Origin of the sequence: Aeromonas sp. 600724 (assembly GCF_049175135.1) — a bacterium.
GTDB classification, from domain to species: Bacteria; Pseudomonadota; Gammaproteobacteria; order Enterobacterales; family Aeromonadaceae; genus Aeromonas; species Aeromonas veronii_A.
On sequence record NZ_JAAKUM010000001.1, the window covers coordinates 510,627 to 527,495 of the forward strand.

Consider the following 16,869-nt stretch of genomic DNA (forward strand, 5'->3'; position numbering starts at 1 on the left):
AAAGATAACGATTCAGGTTTGCAAGCCACTTCACAACTTGGGCACAGCAGACCGGTTGACAAAACTGGTATGGTTTCGGGAGATACTTCTCACCCCTTACCCCATGCGACCCCACCCGCGGTATCACAGGAGCCCTACGTGCACACCGTATTTTATGTTTCAGACGGCACCGCCATCACCGCCGAAGTGTTCGGCCACGCGGTACTGAGCCAGTTTCCGCTGGCCTTCGAGCAGATCACTATCCCCTTTGTGGAGACACTGGAGAAAGCCCGTCAGGTACGGATGCGGATCGACGAGCAGTTTCGCCAGACCGGGGTACGCCCCATTCTGTTTCACACCATCGTCGACCCGCTGGTACGGGAAGAGGTACTGAAATCGGAGGCGTGCGGCCACGACTTTCTCAATACCTTCGTCAGCCCGCTGGAGCAGGAGCTGGGGGTCAAAGCCGAGCCCCGCCTCCACCGCACCCACGGCATGGAGAACCGCAAGCTCTATGACGATCGCATCGAGGCGGTCAACTTCGCACTTGCCAACGACGATGGCATCACCACCAAAGAGTACGATGAGGCGGACATCATCCTGATCGGGGTCTCCCGCTGCGGCAAGACCCCCACCAGCCTCTATCTGGCGCTGCAGTTCGGCATTCGTGCCGCCAACTACCCCTTTATCGAGCAGGACATGGGCATGCTGGAGCTGCCCGCCCCCCTCAAGGCCAACCGTCACAAGCTGTTTGGCCTCACTATAGCGCCGCAGCGGCTGCACGAGATCCGTAACCAGCGCCGTGCCAACAGCCGCTACTCCTCCATCGAACAGTGCGAGCAGGAGCTGGCCTGCGTGGAGCGACTGTTTCGCCAGGAGGCGATCCGCTTCCTCGATACCAGCTCCCACTCGGTGGAGGAGATCAGCGCCAAGGTCCTCGAGGCAACCGGTCTGCGCCGCCAGCTCTGTTAAGCCAACTTGACAGCTATCGGCATCAACAAAAGATAAAAATTACAGTGTCGCGGCGAAAGTCAGCTGTGGCGAACTGCAATTCACATAGATGACAGTGAAAAGCGTGGATAAAAAAGGGATAAGCACCACAAATGCTTATCCCTCTTCTTGTCGACCTTGGCGTTGTGCCCTTGTCACCTGCTGCCAGTTAGCCGCTATTCGATTCCGTTCTGCTGCGCTCGGCAAACACCCAGCGTTAACTAACGATTGAGCTCAGGGTTGTTCATCAACCGGGCATAGAAGGCCAGCAAACCGTGGCGCAGGCGAACCCGCTCCGCCAGCCAGCCGCCAACGAGCGCCCCCGTTACCCCACCCACCAGCAACAGCGACTGCCAGTAGTGCAGCAACTCCTGATCACCGAGTAACAGCCAACCCAGCAACATAATCGCGGCCACCAGCAACAACAGCGGACTGGCGGCAATCCCTAACCAGAGCGCCACCAGTACACCCTGGGCAACCCCTTGTTGCAGCACGCTTTCGCGCTCTCTGTACTCCAACTCCCTGCACTCTTCCCTGTACTCTCGCTTGTTTGGCATCATTTGCATCCATTTGTGGCCTGGCACCACAAAAGCACACCAACAATACAAAATGTCAATAAAACAGAATTCGATTGCGCAAACATCAACCAGAAACTGCCAAGAAGCCTCTTCAGATCATGAAAAAGCTGCCTTTGGTACAAAACACGGCCATTAGAGATGGAAAACAGGTGCATTCATGGCGGATTATCACTATTCTGCTTCGGTTGCCAGCCAACACTAAAAATTGAAAATGGCATGGTGTAACGAAATAAATACAGCTTTCGTCAGGTTTTGGCTACGCACTGCGGCCTGCTCAGGATGAGCCCAACACCGACCAGAGACAACAGAGACGTAAGGACAGACCCATGGATTTGAAACAAGACTGTGAGGAGCTGAAGCGCGGCCTTAAAAACCGCCACATTCAGTTGATTGCTTTGGGCGGCGCCATCGGCACCGGCCTCTTTCTGGGCATTGCCCAAACCATCAAGATGGCAGGCCCCTCAGTCCTGCTGGGGTATGCCATCGGCGGCTTTATCGCCTTCCTGATCATGCGCCAGCTCGGTGAAATGGTGGTGGAAGAGCCGGTAGCCGGCTCCTTCAGCCACTTTGCCTACAAATACTGGGGTGAGTTTGCCGGTTTTGCGTCCGGCTGGAACTACTGGGTGCTCTACGTGCTGGTGAGCATGGCCGAGCTGACCGCGGTGGGCATCTATGTCCAGTACTGGTGGCCCGAGATCCCGACCTGGATGTCGGCAGCCTTCTTCTTCGTGCTGATCAACGCCATCAACCTCTCCAACGTCAAAGCGTTTGGCGAAATGGAGTTCTGGTTCGCCATCATCAAGGTGGTCGCCATCATCGGCATGATTGGCTTTGGCGGCTATCTGCTCCTCTCCGGTGCCGGCGGCCCCGAGGCAAGCGTCACCAACCTGTGGGCCCAAGGCGGCTTCTTCCCCAACGGCATCAGCGGTCTGGTGATGGCGATGGCGGTGATCATGTTCTCCTTCGGCGGTCTGGAGCTGGTGGGCATTACCGCCGCCGAAGCGGACAACCCAGAAAAGAGCATTCCCAAGGCCACCAATCAGGTGATCTACCGCATCCTCATCTTCTACATCGGCGCTCTGGCTATCCTGATGTCCCTCTACCCCTGGGGTAAAGTGGTGGAAGGCGGTAGCCCGTTCGTAATGATTTTCCACGCTCTGGACAGCAATCTGGTCGCCACCGTGCTCAACATCGTGGTACTGACGGCGGCACTCTCGGTCTACAACAGTTGCGTCTACTGCAACAGCCGGATGCTGTTCGGGCTGGCCAAACAGGGCAACGGCCCGAAAGCCCTGCTCAAGACCAACAAGAGCGGCGTGCCGCTGGTGGCCCTCTCGGTCTCGGCCATCGCCACCCTGCTCTGCGTGCTGATCAACTACCTGATGCCGGGCAAGGCGTTCGGTCTGCTGATGGCGCTGGTGGTCTCCGCACTGGTGATCAACTGGGCGATGATTAGCCTCGCGCACCTCAAGTTCCGCAAGGCCAAGGTCGCAGAAGGCGTCCAGCCCAAGTTCAAGGCGTTCTGGTATCCCTTCGGCAACTATCTCTGCCTCGCGTTCATGGCTGGCATTCTGGTGATCATGTATATGACCCCCGATTTCCGCATCTCGGTCGAACTGATCCCCGCCTGGCTGGTGGTACTGGGTATTGGCTTTGTCATCAAGCGCAAAGGACAAGCTCAAAGCAAGGTCGCAGCCAATCTGGGTTAATGCCCGAATCTAGCGACATCAATGCAAAACGCCGATCACATGATCGGCGTTTTTTTATTGCGCGCAGCGCAACTGACCGCACTACTAGCAGCCATAGCCCTCAGGAAGACAGCTCTTGCCTTTGATCTTGCCGATGCTCCGGGCTGTTGACGCAACACTCATCGCGGAAAAAGGCGATGATCTCCTCCAACACCGCGTATTGAGAGACGCAAAGCAGGGTGCGACTCTCCCGGTTTTGCTTCACCAGCCCCACCGAGACCAGCGCCGCAATATGGTGGCTGAGGGTGGAAGCGGGGATCGCCAACTGCTTTTGCAGCTCCCCCACCGGCAGCCCCTGCTCTCCCGCCTTGACCAGATGCTTGAAGATAAACAGCCGGGTCGGATGACCCAGCTCTTTCAATGCCTTGGCGACCTCTTCCAGTTGCATCTCTGCGCCCTCCACGAATTTGATATTTCGATAATACCAGAAATATCTTGACCGGCCATTCATTTCGATTATTTTGGAAATATAGAAACCAAGTGAGGATACGACAATGAATGAGTGGTTAACCATGCTGACCGATGCAGCCCAGATGTTCCTGTTTCTGGCTGTCGAGCTGTCGGTGCTGTTTCTGGTCATTAGCGCCGGGGTCAGTCTGATCCGTCAGAAGATCCCCGACGAGAAGATCCAGCGGATGCTGGGGGCGCGCCATGGCAAGGGCTATCTGCTCTCAGCCCTGCTCGGCGCCGTCACCCCCTTTTGCAGCTGCTCCACCATCCCGATGCTGAGAGGACTACTCTCGGCCAAGGCTGGCTTTGGCCCCACCCTCACCTTCCTGTTTATTTCGCCCCTGCTGAACCCCATCATCGTCGGCTTGATGTGGGCCACCTTCGGCTGGAAAGTGACCCTGCTCTACGCCGTGATCGCCGCCAGCGTCTCCGTCATGGCGAGCATGCTGCTCGACAGATTGGGGTTCGAGCGCCATGTCATCGACCCCAAAGAGGCCACCCCCTCTTGCGGTAGCGGCTGTGGCCCGGCGACCCGCACCACCACTCAAGCACATTGCAGTGACAACCAACGCGGCGTCATTCGCGCAATCAAACCCCTCAACGGGGCAGCGTGCTGCCCGGCACCTCAACCAGAGATGGCAGAACAGGCCACCCTCTCCTGCTGCGGCGATGGCACGGCAGTCCTGACCAGAGCACCACAGCTCCCCACCGCCTGGGGCAAAGCTCGCATTGATGCCTGGCAGCAGTTCAAAGCGGTATTGCCCTTCCTGCTGCTGGGGGTGCTCATCGGCTCGTTTATTTACGGTTTTATTCCGGCCGAGTGGATCGCCGCCCATGCTGGCGCCGACAACCCGCTGGCCATCCCCTTCAGCGCCATCGTCGGGATCCCGCTCTACATCCGTGCCGAGGCCGTGATCCCGCTGGCATCGGTACTGCTGGGCAAAGGGATGGGAATGGGCGCCGTCATGGCGCTGATCATCGGCAGTGCCGGTGCCAGCCTGACCGAGGTGATCCTGCTCAAATCGATGTTCAAAACCCCGATGATTGCGGCCTTCCTTACCGTGATCCTCGGCATGGCGATCCTGATGGGCTACCTGACGCAACTGCTGTTTTAAACCACCCATTTTTAAGCAGGCAGAGTGTTAAGCCAGCTGAGTGTGAAACCATCAGGCTTCACATAGACAAAACGCCGATCAACAGATCGGCGTTTTGCATGTTCTGTATGACAATCTGCAACCGGCGTTACAGATATTGCCCGACGATGGGGAGCAGACCCTCGACGTCACGGACGATATGGTCGGGTTGGTGTTCCCAGCGCTCCGGGGTCGCGCGGCTCTGCTCGCCAAGCGCCCCTTGCAAATGACGGGCAAACTGCACATCCGCTTCATGGTCACCGATATAGATCAGCGACTCGCACCAGGCTGGGCCGAAGATAGACTCCAGACATTTGAGGTCACCGAAAGGATGAGGTTTTTGCTGCACTCCGGGCACGTCATCATAGCCGACCACAGCCTTGAACCGGCTGTTCACGCCATGCAGTTCAAGCACCCGGAGAAGGTTTTTTAGGCGTTTTTCGAACAAATGCCATGGGAAATGGCAGAGAAATGGTCAATCACCGCCTCCAGCCCCGCAAAAAACCGCACCTCGGTCCGGTTCATCTCCTGATGCTTGGCCCACAGACTGCCAGCCAGCACCATCTCGTCCCGCGACAAACCGTAGTAATCCCTATAGAGATCCTGCCAGTTCTTGGCGGCGTGATTGGCATGGTGATACTCCGCTTCGCTGCGCAGATAACGAGGTAACAGATCGCCGGTCAGATGGGGGGCGACTTCAGCCAGGATCTGCTTGGCGATATCGATATTCTGCGGCACCGAATTGACCAGGGTGCCGTCATAATTCCATAAAATCGCCCCCAACTTAATTGCCTTACCTGTATCGCTGCGTGGCTATAAGTCATGCGATGTTACTTGGCTTGCGTCCCCCGCCAAACCGTTGCGATGGAAGATGTGTAGATGCCCCTGCTAGGCGCAGAACAGTTAATGAGCAACAACACAATAAAATGAGCAGCCTCTGCCATACTCAGACGATGTATTCCGTTATGGTAAAACCGGAGCCTGATCATGGTAACCAACACACCTCACACTAGAGATACCGAAGTTGAATTTACCGACAACGTCCAGTTGGTATCGACCACCGATCTCAAAGGGGACATCACCTACGCCAATCCGGCGTTTTGTCAGGTGGCAGGCTATAGCCTTGAAGAGATGCTGGGACAACATCACAACCTGGTACGCCACCCAGACATGCCCAAGGCGGCATTCGCCGATCTCTGGGCCCATCTAAAAGCGGGCAAGCCGTGGCGGGGCATAGTCAAAAACCGCTGCAAGGATGGTAGCTATTACTGGGTTGATGCCTATGTCACCCCGATCTATGAAGATGGCAAGATGGTGGGTTACCAATCCGTTCGTTGCCGACCCTCCGTAGAGCACAAAGCGCGTGCCAACAAGATGTACAAAACCCTTAAGGCACGCGAAACCGGCTCCGCCATTCACATGGGGCAGCGCCTGCTCACTCCGGCCATCATGACCATACCCCTGCTGCTGCTCAGCGTGATCAGCGCGCTCTGGCTGCTCACACCACTGCAGGCGCTCTGGATCATCATTCCCCTATTGGCCACCCTCTGGTTCAACCGTAATGCGCTCTTCCTCACACCGCGATTCTTGCAACAGCTTGAGCAGGACTACGACAGCATCAGCCGCCTGATCTTCTCGGGGGATGCCCCCCACAGCATTGCCGATTTCCATATCAAGCTCTGGCAAGCCAGAATCCGTACCGTGCTGGGAAGAGTCGATGACACCACACTCTCGCTCAATGCCATGGCCAACAATTTGAGTGGTTCGGCCGCACTGGCCAGCAGGGATATCTCCTCACAGGATATGCAAATTCAGCAAGTCGCCACCGCAGTTACCCAGATGGCATCAGCTGCCGAAGAGATCAGCCGCAATATTCAGGACAGCAACCAGCAGATCGAAGAGGCGCGCAACCATTGCATCACCACCAGCAATCAGCTTTCCGATGCGGGAGAAGAGATGTCGGCACTGGCTACCCAGGCAGAGCAGGCCTTCCAGTCAGCCGTCGAGCTGGCGAGCGAGTCCGAACGGATCGGCAGCATCATGAGTGAAATTCGCGGGATTGCGGATCAAACCAACCTGCTGGCACTCAATGCCTCCATTGAAGCAGCGCGGGCGGGCGATCAGGGACGCGGCTTTGCAGTGGTGGCTGACGAGGTACGCAGCCTGTCGACCAGAACCCATAGAGCAACAGAGCAGATCCAGAGCAGCATTGGTCATATCCAGCAAACCCTCGGGGGATGGAAAGAGATGATGCATCTCAATGTGACCAGAACCAATGATTGCCTCGCAACCACTCGGGCAAGCACCGGCAACCTGAATCAGGTCGTGATCGAAATAGACAAGGTCTCTGATTTTTCCAATCAAGTTTCCGCTGCAGCGACCCAGCAGCAAGCGGTGATCGAGGAGATCTGTCGTAATATCAATCAGATATCCTCACTTTCTCACGATAACAGCCTCAAAATCGATCAGGTCAGTAAAACCAGTGCCAACTTGCAGAGCAAAGCGAGCCAGCTCAAGGACCTAAGCCGGACATTCGGATAGCAGCATGCAGATAAAGTCCATGTAAACGAAGGGCCACCCGTCTGGGTGACCCTGTTGTTTATACGGCTTAACTGTTGCTCCTGGACGCTACTTACTTGGCGTAATCCTCGGTCGGAATGCAGGAGCAGAACAGGTTGCGATCGCCGTAGACGTCGTCGATACGGTTGACCGACGGCCACAGCTTGGCGGCGCGCACGGCCTCCGACGGGAACACCGCCTCGGCGCGGCTGTAGCCACGGGACCACTCAGCGTCCATCACGTCATCCTGGGTGTGCGGGGCATGGACCAGCGGGTTGTCGGTGAGACTCCACTGCCCGTCCTGCACCTTGGCAATCTCGGCGCGGATGGAAGTCATCGCCTCGACGAAACGGTCCAGCTCGCGCTTGGACTCTGACTCGGTCGGCTCGACCATCAGGGTACCCGCTACCGGGAAGCTCATGGTCGGCGCGTGGAAGCCGTAGTCCATCAACCGCTTGGCCACGTCCATCTCGCTGATGCCAGAGGCTTCTTTGAGCGGGCGGATATCCAGGATGCACTCGTGAGCCACCCGACCGTTGCGCCCGGAGTAGAGCACGGGGAAGGATTCACCCAGCTTCTTGGCCAGGTAGTTGGCGTTGAGGATGGCCACCTGAGTGGATTTCTTCAGCCCCTCGTCCCCCAGCATGGCGATGTACATCCAGCTGATGGGCAGGATGCTGGCCGAGCCGAACGGTGCCGCCGACACGGCGCCGTTGTTGCGGCTCTCCTTGTCGGTCTTGACCACGGCGTGACCGGCCACGAACGGCGCCAGGTGTTTCTTCACGCCGATGGGGCCCATGCCCGGGCCGCCACCGCCGTGAGGAATGGCGAAGGTCTTGTGCAGGTTGAGGTGGGATACGTCCGCCCCGATAAAGCCCGGAGCAGTGAGGCCCACCTGGGCGTTCATGTTGGCGCCGTCCAGATAGACCTGACCACCGTGCTGGTGAACGATGTCGCACACCTCCTTGATGGTCTCCTCGTACACCCCGTGGGTGGAGGGGTAGGTCACCATCAGACAGGAGAGCTGATCACCCGCCTCGGCGGCCTTGGCGCGCAAGTCGTCCAGATCCACGTTGCCCGACTTGTCACAGGCGGTGACGATGACCCGCAGGCCCGCCATCTGGGCGGAGGCCGGGTTGGTACCGTGCGCGGACGCCGGAATGAGGCAGATGTCGCGATGCCCCTCGCCGCGGGACTCGTGGTACTTCTTGATGGCGAGCAGGCCGGCGTATTCGCCCTGGGCACCGGAGTTGGGCTGCATGCAGACCGCATCGTAACCGGTCACCTTCACCAGCCAGTTTTCAAGGTCGGCCAGCAGCAGCTGATAGCCTTTGGCCTGGGCCAGCGGGGCGAACGGGTGCAGCTTGCCAAACTCGGGCCAGGTCACCGGGATCATCTCGGCGGTGGCGTTGAGCTTCATGGTGCAGGAGCCCAGGGAGATCATGGCGTAGTTGAGGGCCAGATCCTTGGCTTCGAGACGGTGGATGTAGCGCAGCATCTCGGTCTCGGAGTGGTACTTGTTGAACACCTCGTGGGTCAGCACGGCGTCGGTGCGCAGCAGATCCTGCGGGATGGCGTGATGGGCCTGGGCCGCCTGGTCGAGGGCCTCGATGTCCAGGCCGTGGCCTGTGCCCAGGAACAGTTCAAACAGCTCGGCCACATCGCCACGGGTGGTGGTTTCAGAGAGGGACACGCCCACCGCGCCGTCCAGATCCGCACGCAGGTTGATGCCGAGCCCCTCGGCCTTGGCGATCAACGCAGCCTTGTCGGCAGTCTGCACGGTCAGGGTATCGAACCAACTGGCATGCTTGAGGGACACGCCCTTGGCCTTGAGGCCGAGCGCCAGAATGGTGGTCAGACGGTGCACGCGGGAGGCGATGGTTTTCAGTCCCACCGGGCCGTGGTAGACGGCGTAGAAGCTCGCCATGTTGGCCAGCAGCACCTGAGCGGTACAGATGTTGGAGTTGGCCTTCTCGCGGCGGATATGCTGCTCACGGGTCTGCATCGCCATGCGCAGCGCGGCCTTGCCGCGGGCATCCTTGGAGACACCGATGATGCGGCCCGGCATGGAGCGCTTGTAGGCATCGCGAGTGGCGAAGAAGGCGGCGTGCGGGCCACCGTAGCCCATGGGTACGCCGAAGCGCTGGGCCGAGCCCAGCACCACGTCGGCACCCAGCTCGCCCGGGGATTTGAGCAGCAGCAGGGAGAGCAGGTCGGCGCTGACACAGGCCAGCCCTTTCTGGGCTTGTACGGCAGCAATCAGGGCCCGCAAGTCTTTCACTTCACCCGTGGTGGTGGGGTACTGGAACAGGGCGCCGAACACCTCTTCGGCGCAGGCCTGTGCGGCCGGGCCGACGGCCACGTCAAAACCGAAGTGAACCGCTCGCTCCTTGACCACGTCGATCACCTGCGGGTGCACGTCGTCGGCCACGAAGAAGAGGTTGGCTTTGGACTTGGCCATCCGCTTGGCCAGCGCCATCGCCTCGGCGGCGGCGGTTGCCTCATCCAGCAGGGAGGCACTGGCCAGATCCATGCCGGTCAAGTCCAGGGTCAGCTGCTGGAAGTTGAGTAGGGCTTCGAGACGGCCCTGCGCCAGCTCGGGCTGGTACGGGGTGTAGGCGGTATACCAGCCCGGGTTTTCCAGCACGTTGCGCAAGATGACGTGGGGCACGTGGGTATCGTGATAGCCCATGCCGATGTAGCTCTTGGCGACCTTGTTCTGAGCCGCATAGCCCTTGAGCTTGGCCAGCGCTTCCACCTCGGTCATGGAGGCGCCAATGCCGAGCGGACCCGGCCGGCGAATGGCGGCGGGGACAGTCTGCTCAATCAGATCATCCAGGCTCTCGGCGCCCACCACGGCCAGCAGGGCGCGCAGATCTTCCTCACCCGGCCCGATGTGACGGCGGATGAAATCGGTTTTTTGCTCGAGTTCAAACAGTGACTGGGTCATTTCCCTATTTCCTGATAAATAAGTCCTGGCATGACATCCTGATAACCAAGACCTGATGTTCCTGATCGTCGGTTGATACCGACTCCACTCATGTTCTGGGTCCCGCAGACAGGGGGCGGCACCGGATGCTGCGGCAGCATCGAGAGGGGATCGCCTAGTTGCGAACCGGCCTGTTTACCCCTAGGCTCCTAGGCTGGCAAACGGCAGGCGCGGACGACTTCACCCTTCCACCGGCCGGTGCTTGCCCGGCTGGCGGTCATACAAAGGGGCCCTGCTGTGTTGGCAGGGCCCGGGGGCATTACTCTTCGTCCACCACGTTCTGGTAGCCTTCGGCATCCAGCAGGTTGGCCAGCTCGCTCTCGTCATCGAGCTTGATGCGGAACAGCCAGCCAGCGCTGTAGGGGTCGGAGTTGACCAGCTCGGGGCTCCCTTCCAGCTCTTCGTTGACGGCGATGATCTCGCCGCTCACCGGGCTGTAGATATCGGAGGCCGCCTTGACCGACTCGGCCACGGCGCAGTCGTCACCGGCACTGACCTGCTTGCCCACTTCCGGCAGCTCGACAAACACCATGTCACCCAGCAGCTCCTGGGCGTGCTCGGTGATACCGACCACGGCCTCGCCGTTGGCTTCAACACGGATCCACTCGTGGGAAGTGGCATATTTCAGTTCGCTCGGGATATGGCTCATTTGTGCTTCCTTTGATCTTTGAGTCGCGTTTAAAAACGAATATGAAAAGGGATGGGGGAGGCACTGCCCTCCCCCAAAACGGTATTAAACCAGCTTCTGGCCGTTACGGACGAAAGCGGGCTTGGTGACCTTCACGGTGACCAGCTTCTTGCGGATCTCCACCTCGGCCAGCTCACCGATATCGCGGGGCACCCGCGCCAGGGCAATACTGTAGCCCAGGGTGGGGGAGAAAGAGCCGGAGGTGATCACACCTTCCCGCTTCTCACCGTTTGCCGCGGTGAAGGTAACCGGCATGCCGGCACGCAGCACCCCTTTCTCTTCCATCACCAGACCCACCAGCTTGGGCTGATTGCCCGCCGCTTTCTGCGCTTCCAGCACGTCGCGGCCGATGAAGTTGCGATCGCTCGGCTCCCAGGCGATGGTCCAGGCCATGTTGGCGGCGAGTGGAGAGATTGACTCGTCCATATCCTGACCGTAGAGGTTCATCCCCGCCTCGAGGCGCAGGGTATCGCGAGCACCGAGACCACACGGGGCCACGCCGTTATCCAGCAGCGCTTGCCACAGCTCGCAGGCTTTCTCTTGCGGCACCACGATTTCATAACCATCTTCGCCGGTGTAGCCGGTAGTGGCGATAAAGAGATCGCCAGCCTGCACGCCGAAGAAGGGTTTCATCCCCACCACGGCGGTACGCTGAGCGGCGCTCAGCACAGCAGCAGCCTTGACCTTGGCGTTGGGGCCCTGCACCGCAATCATCGCCAGCTCAGGACGCTCGGTTACTGTGATATCGAAATCGATGGCGTGATGGCGGATCCAGGCCAGATCCTTCTCGCGGGTAGCGGAGTTGACCACCAGCCGGTAGAAGGTATCGGTCAGGTAATAGGTGATGAGGTCATCGATCACGCCGCCTTCCGGATTGAGCATGCCGCTGTAGAGGGCCTTGCCGGGGACAGTGAGTTTGGCCACGTCGTTGGCCAGCAGGTGTTGCAGAAAGGCTTTGACCCGTTCGCCGGTCAAATCGACGATGGTCATGTGGGAGACATCGAACATACCGGCATCGCTGCGCACCGCGTGGTGCTCTTCCAGCTGGGAGCCGTAGTTGATGGGCATTTCCCAACCGTGGAAGTCCACCATCTTGGCGCCGGCTTCCAGGTGTTTGGGATGCAGTACAGTAGTCTGGATCATCGCATTCTTTCCTTAGCAAAAAGCCTTTTCGCTTTGGCGACCACCCTTGCGACCCGCGCCACCGCTCTGACTGCACTGCGTGCAACAAAAAGCGACCGGATCCAAAAGTGTGTGCTCGCTCCTGCCCTTGCCAGGCAAGAGGGATTCCTTGAACGGAGCGGATTATATGACAAGCAGGCGAGCGTGCCGCTCAAAAAAAACTAATCCCCTCCCGTAAAACTGACTCCAGACACTAAGATAAATGCAGTGATAAAAACAGCCATAAGCCGACTCATGCGAGATTAAATTTTGATTTTTACCGTTTCGTCACAATTTGCAGAAAAACGTTTCGCTCCAGAGCAAAATTAAAGGCTGACACCCAAAACGGGTCATCAGCCTTGTCGGATTACTTTTGTTGTCAAAAACGGCGAGTAATATTAGTTTTTTTCACCCTTGGCCTGCATGGCACTGCCCTTGGTCGCAGCAACAGCCCAGTCAGGACGGGCCAATGCGGGCAACTCTCCCTCCAGCCCCATGGCAGCGCGGATCACCCCCTCCTTGAAGGGCGTCAGCAGATTGGCCGCGCGCAATCCCACGCCCCGCACCAGCTTCTTGAGCGGGTTGGCCCCGCTGAACAACCGCTTGAGCCCTTCCATCGCCGCCAGCATGCGAGCCGCCTCGCTCTTGCGCCAGCGCTCGTAACTGCGCAGGTTGGCGAGCAGGCCGATATCCTCGCCCGCGGCATGATTTTGCAAGATCTGCTCCGCCAGCGCGGCAGCATCCAGCAGGCCAAGGTTGACCCCCTGCCCCGCCAGCGGGTGGATGGTGTGGGCAGCATCTCCCACCAGCACCAACCGCTCGCGAGCAAAATCGCGGGCATAGCGGGCGGTAAGAGGAATCGCGCTGCGCGGCCCCTCCACCTTGCACAGACCGAGCCGGGCATCGAAGGCGGTGGTGAGCTGGCGGTTGAACTGCTCGTCGTCACAGGCGCAGAGCACCTCGGCACGAGCCGCAGGCAGCGACCAGACGATGGAGCAGAGGTTCTCCTTCCACAGCGGCAAAAAGGCGAGCGGGCCATCCGGGGTGAAGATCTGGCGAGCAACCGCTTCATGGGGTTCGGCGCAGCGCACCGTCGCCACCAGGGCGTGGTGGCCATAATCCCAACTGGTGAGCGGGATATCAGCCTGACGGCGTACCCAGGAGTGGGCGCCATCGGCGGCAACTACCAGTTTGGCAGAGATGGCCTGACCATCTTCAAGGAGCAGCAAGGCGCCCGCCGGGCCGCTCTGCAGGCTCTTGGCTCTGGCGGGGGTCAGCAGCTGGATATTGCTGGCACCTTCAATCGCCTCAAGCAGCGCCAGCTGGATCACCCGATTCTCGACGATGTGGCCGAGGTTGGCCTGACGCAGGCTGGCGGCATCGAAGTCGATATGGCCGAAACTGTCCTGCTCCCACACCGCCATCTTGTCGTAGGTCTGCAGGCGGCGCGCTTCAATGCCGTCCCAGGCGCCGACATGGCGCAGGATCTGCTGGCTGGCCAGACTCAGGGCACTGACCCGATTATCGGCCACCTCCCCCAGCTGCGGATCGGGCAGTTGTCCCTCCACCACCAGCACCTTGAGGGCGCTATGTTTCAAGGCCGCAGCGAGCCCAAGCCCTACCATGCCGCCACCGACAATCACCACATCCACATTTTGCATCTGCATCATCTCATCCTTTCAGGGCTGACCGGCTGGCCAGCGAGGGGACGCCCGCAGGCATCACCTCTTTATTCAATAGGTTTTGATCAACGAATGGCGGTCACCATCTTCCGGTCAACAGGTTCCACTCAACAAGTGCTGGCTAGTTGCCGCACACATCGGCGACAAAGCCCAGGGTGCGCGAGGCAAGCGGCGCCTTGAGGCACGGGAATCGCCACATTAGGGTGAGCGCCAGATTGCGCCCCGCCACCAGCGGGTCGTGACCATTGGAGAAGAGCTGGGCCAGCGAGGAGGTGAGCCAGACAGTCTGCGCCTGATCGCGCTGACGCTGCTGCCAGTAGCCGCTCAGCACCTTGAAGCTACCGATATCCTCCCCCTCTGCCAACGCCTTGGCTACGGCGCCGGTAAGCAGGTCCAGATCCCGCATCCCGAGGTTGAAGCCCTGTCCGGCAATCGGGTGCAGCGCGTGGGCGGCATTACCGACCAGCACGGTGCGCTGGGCCAGCGGGTAGTCGCAGGCGGTCAGAATGAGCGGATAGACATTACGCACGCCACATCGCTCGAAGCGACCGAGCCGCCAGCCAAAGGCCTGCTGCAGACGGGCAAGAAACGCCTCCTCATCGAGGGCCATCAGCTCATCCACCTCATGCTGCCCGACGCTCCATACCAGCGAGGAGAGCCCATCCTGCATCGGCAACAGGGCCAGCGGCCCCCCTTCGGTAAAACGCTCGAAGGCGCGTCCCTCAGGGTCTTGCGCCGTTTTGACCGTGGCGATGATGGCGTGCTGCTCAAAGTCGTGGCGGGTCACCGGCAACTTGAAGTGCTGACGCACAAAGGAGTTGCCGCCGTCTGCCGCCACCAGCAGGCGGGTCTCAATCTGTTCACCGCTCTCGAGGGTGAGGGTCACCTTCTCCTCATCGGGCGCAATCTCACTCACCCGAGCCGGACAGCAGACCCGGATATTGGGAGAGGCCGCCATCGCCCGTTGCAGCTCATGACCGGCAGCTGCCAGCTCGATCACCTGGCCCAGCGCGGGCAGACCGTATTCAGCGGCCGACAGGCGAGCCTGACCGAAGTGGCCCCGATCCGAGACATGAATCTGGGTAATGGGAGCGCAATGGGGGGCAAATAGCGGCCAGAGTCCGCGTCGCAACAGCGCATCACAGGTACCGGCCGAGAGCGCAATGGCGCGGGCGTCGAACCCTGAATGGGTGTGCTGTTCGGGGACGCTTGCCTCCAGCAGCAGGATCTCGAGGGGGGAGCCATCGGATCGAAGCAGGGCTGCCAGCGAGAGGGCCAGCACGGCACCGCTCATTCCACCGCCGACCAGGGTGACATCGACCTGTCGCACATCAGATTGAGACATAAGCAGAGAGGAAGAAGTGAAAAAGGTTGCCTCATGCTATCACAAAGCCGCTGGCCGAATGCGAGGTCACCGGCAAAAAACCGGTTGCGCCTCACAGGGTTAGCCACCACAAGGGAATAAAAAAGAGCGCCATCAGGCGCTCTTGCAGATTCAGTAAGGGTCGCGTTGACCCGCACCTCAATGCAGGGTCGGCGGCGCGCTCGGGGTATCGGGGCGCTTGCCAAACTCTTCGAAGGCCATCATGACCCCCAGTTTGACGTGTTCGTAGAGCACCAGGAAGGAGGCTTCGTTCTCGTCATCTTCCTGATCGAACTCGGCAGAGACCTGAGTGATGCTGGCGATATCCTGGATCATCTCCTGCAACTCTTCCGACGCGCGCGACAACTCCTGCTGCACCACGCCGAAACCGGCCAGAAACGCCTGTGACCAGTCCACCAGCGAATCGATGCGCTCGTCGAGGGGAGCATCATCACTTGGCAGCAGCAGCTCGACGCCCTTCTGGGCCATCAAGCTCTCGACCACATTGTGATAAAGATCGGTCATCACCTGGCGCACCGGGGCCGGCAGGCCGAAACCGTCGTTCACCAGATCGTTGAAATGGGGCACCCAACTCTTGTCGTCCAGTGCCACACCGCCGCACACCAGACCGCAGATCACACCATGGGCCTCTACTGCGCTGGCCATCAGCTCATGTTGTTCCATGATGTCGGCCACTGCCGCATATTTAAGGGGGTTCGTTTTGCTCATCGAGGATCCGCTCAAAGTTCAGTCAAATTTGCAGAATTAATGGTCAGGATCCTAGCATTCTCCCTCTTGCAGAGCCAGCAAGGCCTTGAAACTTATGCATCTGCGCTATATAGTCCCGCCCAGTTGTCCACGTGGATAAAGGCGGAAATCAGCTCCGCCGTATTGAGGAAGGCATGAGCACAGAGGCCGTAGAAATCGTCATTTTGGGACGTCCCTACAAGGTATCCTGTCCCTTGGGACAGCAGGATGCCCTGCGCCAGGCCGCCGAGCAGCTGACCGACAAGTTGATCGACCTGCGTCAACGCTCCAAAGTCTCCAGCAACGAGCAATTGGCTATCATGGCGGCGCTCAATTTCTGTCATGAGCTCTGCCTTGAAAAAGAGAAGAACCACCAATACTCTGAGACCATGGACAAGCGGATCAAGATGCTGCAGCGCACCATCGAAGCGGCCCTGATCGAGCACGGACAATATGGTGATGCCAGCGAAGAGGGGCAACAGCCCTAATCGCAAACCGTTTTAAAATTCCCTGGGATGTTTGTCAGCCGGTTCAAGTCCCCGAGCCGATATTCATACCAAACAGGGGATCTGCCTTCTGGCTATTGCGCATGCTCGGCACGACCGAGAAGCCTGCGGTCAGATCCGATCCCCGCCTTGAACCGACGGTTCAAGGGCCCAAACCGGCAACGGCATCTCGGGGTACCAACAGTAAAAGCCCGTCACCAACGTGACGGGCTTTTTCTTGGCTATGTCCCAATTACGTGTTGCATGGGGCGCCCCAGGGCCTCATACAAACACACTTTGATATTTACGCCTTTTCC

16 protein-coding genes and 1 other RNA gene are annotated in these 16,869 nt (G+C 59.3%); 7 read left to right on the forward strand and 10 right to left on the reverse strand.

Features of this window, described 5'->3' with window-relative positions; translation table 11 throughout:
- The first annotated feature begins 138 nt into the window (after positions 1-138).
- Positions 139-951, forward strand: a complete 813-nt coding sequence (gene ppsR, locus G5168_RS02155) for a posphoenolpyruvate synthetase regulatory kinase/phosphorylase PpsR (protein ID WP_005344832.1) — start codon at positions 139-141, stop codon at positions 949-951.
- A 239-nt stretch (positions 952-1,190) separates the two neighbouring features.
- Here the strand turns inward: ppsR and G5168_RS02160 are convergent, their stop codons facing one another.
- On the reverse strand, positions 1,191-1,487 hold the full coding sequence (locus tag G5168_RS02160; RefSeq protein ID WP_266133859.1) for a hypothetical protein: 297 nt from the start codon (positions 1,485-1,487) through the stop codon (positions 1,191-1,193).
- 386 nt (positions 1,488-1,873) lie between these two features.
- Between G5168_RS02160 and G5168_RS02165 the strand changes: the two genes are divergently transcribed.
- Positions 1,874-3,256, forward strand: coding sequence for an amino acid permease (locus G5168_RS02165; RefSeq protein WP_421172225.1), 1,383 nt, complete (start codon positions 1,874-1,876; stop codon positions 3,254-3,256).
- 100 nt (positions 3,257-3,356) lie between these two features.
- Here G5168_RS02165 and G5168_RS02170 read toward each other — a convergent pair whose 3' ends face one another.
- A complete protein-coding gene (locus tag G5168_RS02170; RefSeq protein ID WP_042053131.1) occupies positions 3,357-3,683 on the reverse strand; it encodes an ArsR/SmtB family transcription factor in 327 nt (108 codons plus the stop codon).
- 106 nt (positions 3,684-3,789) lie between these two features.
- Here G5168_RS02170 and G5168_RS02175 point away from each other — a divergent pair, with 106 nt between their 5' ends.
- The gene (locus tag G5168_RS02175; protein WP_323905664.1) at positions 3,790-4,860 is read left to right on the forward strand and encodes a permease; all 1,071 of its coding nucleotides are present in this window, start codon (positions 3,790-3,792) and stop codon (positions 4,858-4,860) included.
- A 127-nt stretch (positions 4,861-4,987) separates the two neighbouring features.
- Here the strand turns inward: G5168_RS02175 and G5168_RS02180 are convergent, their stop codons facing one another.
- On the reverse strand, positions 4,988-5,275 hold the full coding sequence (locus G5168_RS02180; RefSeq protein ID WP_421231444.1) for an HAD family hydrolase: 288 nt from the start codon (positions 5,273-5,275) through the stop codon (positions 4,988-4,990).
- A 32-nt stretch (positions 5,276-5,307) separates the two neighbouring features.
- A complete protein-coding gene (locus tag G5168_RS02185; protein ID WP_421251788.1) occupies positions 5,308-5,661 on the reverse strand; it encodes a hypothetical protein in 354 nt (117 codons plus the stop codon).
- A 204-nt stretch (positions 5,662-5,865) separates the two neighbouring features.
- Here G5168_RS02185 and G5168_RS02190 point away from each other — a divergent pair, with 204 nt between their 5' ends.
- A complete protein-coding gene (locus tag G5168_RS02190) occupies positions 5,866-7,419 on the forward strand; it encodes a methyl-accepting chemotaxis protein (protein WP_227340765.1) in 1,554 nt (517 codons plus the stop codon).
- A 91-nt stretch (positions 7,420-7,510) separates the two neighbouring features.
- Here G5168_RS02190 and gcvP read toward each other — a convergent pair whose 3' ends face one another.
- The 3 genes from gcvP to gcvT all read right to left on the reverse strand — a co-directional run bounded on the left by gcvP (position 7,511) and on the right by gcvT (position 12,257).
- A complete protein-coding gene (gcvP, locus tag G5168_RS02195; RefSeq protein ID WP_227340766.1) occupies positions 7,511-10,387 on the reverse strand; it encodes an aminomethyl-transferring glycine dehydrogenase in 2,877 nt (958 codons plus the stop codon).
- 298 nt (positions 10,388-10,685) lie between these two features.
- Positions 10,686-11,075, reverse strand: a complete 390-nt coding sequence (gene gcvH / locus G5168_RS02200; protein ID WP_005333898.1) for a glycine cleavage system protein GcvH — start codon at positions 11,073-11,075, stop codon at positions 10,686-10,688.
- Positions 11,076-11,159: 84 nt separating this feature from the next.
- A complete protein-coding gene (gene gcvT, locus G5168_RS02205; RefSeq protein ID WP_075115155.1) occupies positions 11,160-12,257 on the reverse strand; it encodes a glycine cleavage system aminomethyltransferase GcvT in 1,098 nt (365 codons plus the stop codon).
- Between gcvT and G5168_RS02210 the strand changes: the two genes are divergently transcribed.
- Complete coding sequence (locus G5168_RS02210; protein ID WP_041915404.1) at positions 12,234-12,461, forward strand: hypothetical protein; 228 nt, start codon at positions 12,234-12,236, stop codon at positions 12,459-12,461. The genes gcvT and G5168_RS02210 overlap by 24 nt on opposite strands.
- Before the next feature lie 212 nt (positions 12,462-12,673).
- Here G5168_RS02210 and G5168_RS02215 read toward each other — a convergent pair whose 3' ends face one another.
- The 3 genes from G5168_RS02215 to G5168_RS02225 all read right to left on the reverse strand — a co-directional run bounded on the left by G5168_RS02215 (position 12,674) and on the right by G5168_RS02225 (position 16,049).
- The gene (locus G5168_RS02215) at positions 12,674-13,942 is read right to left on the reverse strand and encodes an FAD-dependent 2-octaprenylphenol hydroxylase (RefSeq protein ID WP_227343070.1); all 1,269 of its coding nucleotides are present in this window, start codon (positions 13,940-13,942) and stop codon (positions 12,674-12,676) included.
- Between the two features lie 136 nt (positions 13,943-14,078).
- Positions 14,079-15,302, reverse strand: a complete 1,224-nt coding sequence (gene ubiH / locus G5168_RS02220) for a 2-octaprenyl-6-methoxyphenyl hydroxylase (RefSeq protein WP_421249179.1) — start codon at positions 15,300-15,302, stop codon at positions 14,079-14,081.
- Between the two features lie 177 nt (positions 15,303-15,479).
- A complete protein-coding gene (locus G5168_RS02225; RefSeq protein ID WP_005346580.1) occupies positions 15,480-16,049 on the reverse strand; it encodes a UPF0149 family protein in 570 nt (189 codons plus the stop codon).
- Positions 16,050-16,222: 173 nt separating this feature from the next.
- On the opposite strand from G5168_RS02225, the gene zapA reads away from it, so the two are divergent.
- Together zapA and ssrS are read left to right on the forward strand one after the other, a co-directional pair.
- The gene (gene zapA / locus G5168_RS02230) at positions 16,223-16,555 is read left to right on the forward strand and encodes a cell division protein ZapA (RefSeq protein WP_167558254.1); all 333 of its coding nucleotides are present in this window, start codon (positions 16,223-16,225) and stop codon (positions 16,553-16,555) included.
- A 16-nt stretch (positions 16,556-16,571) separates the two neighbouring features.
- Positions 16,572-16,753: non-coding RNA, 6S RNA (gene ssrS / locus G5168_RS02235), on the forward strand.
- The last annotated feature ends 116 nt before the right edge of the window (positions 16,754-16,869 follow it).